Here is a 2,763-nt window from a genome sequence, read left to right as displayed (position 1 = left end):
GCACGCTTCGGAAATCCCGGAAGTCATGAAGAAGGCCTTCTACCTGGCGCAATCCGGTCGTCCGGGCCCGGTCGTGGTCGATATCCCGAAAGACATGACCAACCCGGCTGAGAAGTTCGAATACGTCTTCCCGAAAAAAGCCAAGCTGCGTTCCTACAGCCCGGCCGTTCGTGGCCACTCGGGGCAAATCCGCAAGGCGGCAGAAATGCTCCTGGCGGCCAAGCGCCCAGTGCTGTATTCCGGTGGCGGCGTGATTCTCGGCAACGGTTCCGCACCGCTGACCGAACTGGCAAAAATGCTCAACCTGCCGGTGACCAACACATTGATGGGCCTGGGTGGTTTCCCGGGTACTGATCGTCAGTTCATCGGCATGCTCGGTATGCACGGCAGCTACACCGCCAACCTGGCGATGCACCACGCTGATGTGATCCTGGCTGTCGGCGCGCGCTTCGACGATCGCGTGATCAACGGCGCGGCGAAGTTCTGCCCGAACGCCAAGATCATCCACATCGACATCGACCCGGCTTCGATCTCCAAGACCATTAAAGCCGACGTACCTATCGTTGGTCCGGTGGAAAGTGTCCTGACCGAAATGGTCGCGATCCTCAAGGAAATCGGCGAGACCCCGAACAAGGAGTCCGTGGCCAGTTGGTGGAAACAAGTTGATGAATGGCGCGGTGATCGCGGCCTGTTCCCTTACGACAAGGGCGACGGCAGCAAGATCAAACCGCAGACCGTGATCGAAACCCTCTGCGAAGTGACCAAGGGCGATGCCTTTATCACTTCCGACGTGGGTCAGCACCAGATGTTCGCTGCGCAGTACTACACGTTCAACAAGCCGAACCGCTGGATCAACTCCGGTGGTCTGGGCACCATGGGCTTCGGTTTCCCGGCGGCCATGGGCATCAAGTTGAGCTTCCCGGAAGACGACGTTGCCTGCGTCACCGGTGAGGGCAGTATCCAGATGAACATCCAGGAACTGTCGACCTGCCTGCAATATGGCTTGCCAGTAAAAATCGTCATCCTGAACAACGGTGTTCTGGGGATGGTCCGTCAGTGGCAGGACATGAGCTATGGCAGCCGTCACTCGCACTCGTACATGGAATCGTTGCCTGACTTCGTCAAACTGGCTGAAGCCTATGGTCACGTTGGCATGCGCATCACCGACTCGAAAGACTTGAAGTCGCAGATGGCGGAAGCGTTTGCCATGAAGGATCGCCTGGTTGTGATCGATATTTCGGTCGATACCAGCGAGCACGTCTACCCGATGCAGATCAAAGACGGCTCGATGCGCGATATGTGGCTGAGCAAGACGGAGCGTACTTAATCATGCGGCACATTATTTCCTTGCTTCTGGAAAACGAACCCGGCGCGTTGTCTCGTGTAGTCGGCCTGTTCTCGCAGCGCAACTACAACATCGAAAGCCTGACCGTGGCCCCGACCGAAGACCCGACCCTGTCGCGTCTGACGCTGACCACCGTTGGCCACGATGAAGTCATCGAGCAGATCACCAAAAACCTGAACAAGCTGATCGAAGTGGTCAAACTGGTGGACCTGTCGGAAAGTGCTCACATCGAGCGTGAACTGATGCTGGTCAAGGTCAAGGCCACCGGCGCCCAGCGCGCCGAGATCAAACGCACCACCGATATTTACCGTGGACAGATCGTCGATGTCAGTGCCAGCGTGTATACCGTTCAATTGACCGGTACCAGCGACAAGCTCGACAGCTTCATTCAGTCCATCGGCACCGCATCGATTCTGGAAACCGTCCGTAGCGGCGTGACCGGCATTGCCCGCGGCGACAAAGTACTCAGCATCTAAACCAAAGTAGCGAATGGCCTGAACGGCCTGGATATAAAGGGGAAATTCATGAAAGTTTTCTACGATAAAGACTGCGACCTGTCGATCATCCAGGGCAAGAAAGTTGCCATCATCGGTTACGGTTCCCAGGGCCACGCCCAAGCGTGCAACCTGAAAGACTCCGGTGTCGACGTTACCGTTGGTCTGCGTAAAGGTTCGGCCACCGTTGCCAAAGCTGAAGCTCACGGCCTGAAAGTGACCGACGTTGCTTCCGCTGTTGCTGCTGCCGACCTGGTCATGATCCTGACCCCGGACGAGTTCCAGTCTTCCCTGTACAAGAACGAAATCGAGCCGAACATCAAGAAAGGCGCCACTCTGGCCTTCTCCCACGGCTTCGCTATCCACTACAACCAGGTTGTTCCGCGTGCCGACCTCGACGTGATCATGATCGCGCCGAAAGCCCCGGGCCACACCGTACGTTCCGAGTTCGTGAAAGGCGGCGGTATCCCTGACCTGATCGCGATCTACCAGGACGCCTCGGGCAACGCCAAAAACGTTGCACTGTCCTACGCGGCAGGCGTTGGTGGCGGCCGTACCGGCATCATCGAAACCACCTTCAAGGACGAGACTGAAACCGACCTGTTCGGCGAACAAGCCGTTCTGTGCGGCGGTACCGTTGAACTGGTAAAAGCCGGTTTCGAAACCCTGGTTGAAGCTGGCTACGCGCCTGAAATGGCCTACTTCGAGTGCCTGCACGAACTGAAACTGATCGTTGACCTCATGTACGAAGGCGGTATCGCCAACATGAACTACTCGATCTCCAACAACGCTGAATACGGCGAGTACGTGACAGGTCCGGAAGTGATCAACGCCGAATCCCGTCAGGCCATGCGCAACGCCCTGAAACGTATTCAGGACGGCGAATACGCCAAAATGTTCATCAGCGAAGGCGCAACCGGCTAC

The 2,763-nt window shown here is 57.1% G+C and carries 3 protein-coding genes (1 of these 3 cut by a window edge); all 3 read left to right on the top strand.

What is annotated here, in order from left to right; genetic code table 11:
• A partial coding sequence (gene ilvB, locus ACIOWE_RS29570) for a biosynthetic-type acetolactate synthase large subunit (protein ID WP_401398480.1) occupies positions 1–1,327 on the top strand: 1,327 nt, incomplete at its 5' end.
• 2 nt (positions 1,328–1,329) lie between these two features.
• Positions 1,330–1,821 carry an acetolactate synthase small subunit gene (gene ilvN / locus ACIOWE_RS29565; protein WP_003176102.1) on the top strand — a complete coding sequence of 164 codons (492 nt, stop codon included), beginning with the start codon at positions 1,330–1,332 and terminating at the stop codon, positions 1,819–1,821.
• A 48-nt stretch (positions 1,822–1,869) separates the two neighbouring features.
• Positions 1,870–2,763: the 5' portion of a ketol-acid reductoisomerase gene (ilvC, locus tag ACIOWE_RS29560; protein ID WP_401398478.1), read on the top strand. The gene runs 132 nt beyond the window's last position; 894 of the gene's 1,026 nt are visible here — the first part of the coding sequence; it begins with the start codon at positions 1,870–1,872; its stop codon lies off the right edge, out of view.

This window comes from Pseudomonas sp. NPDC087598 (genome assembly GCF_044743525.1).
GTDB lineage: Bacteria > Pseudomonadota > Gammaproteobacteria > Pseudomonadales > Pseudomonadaceae > Aquipseudomonas.
Note: the sequence above shows the minus strand (reverse complement) of the source record. Positions and strands in the feature narration are given on the sequence as shown.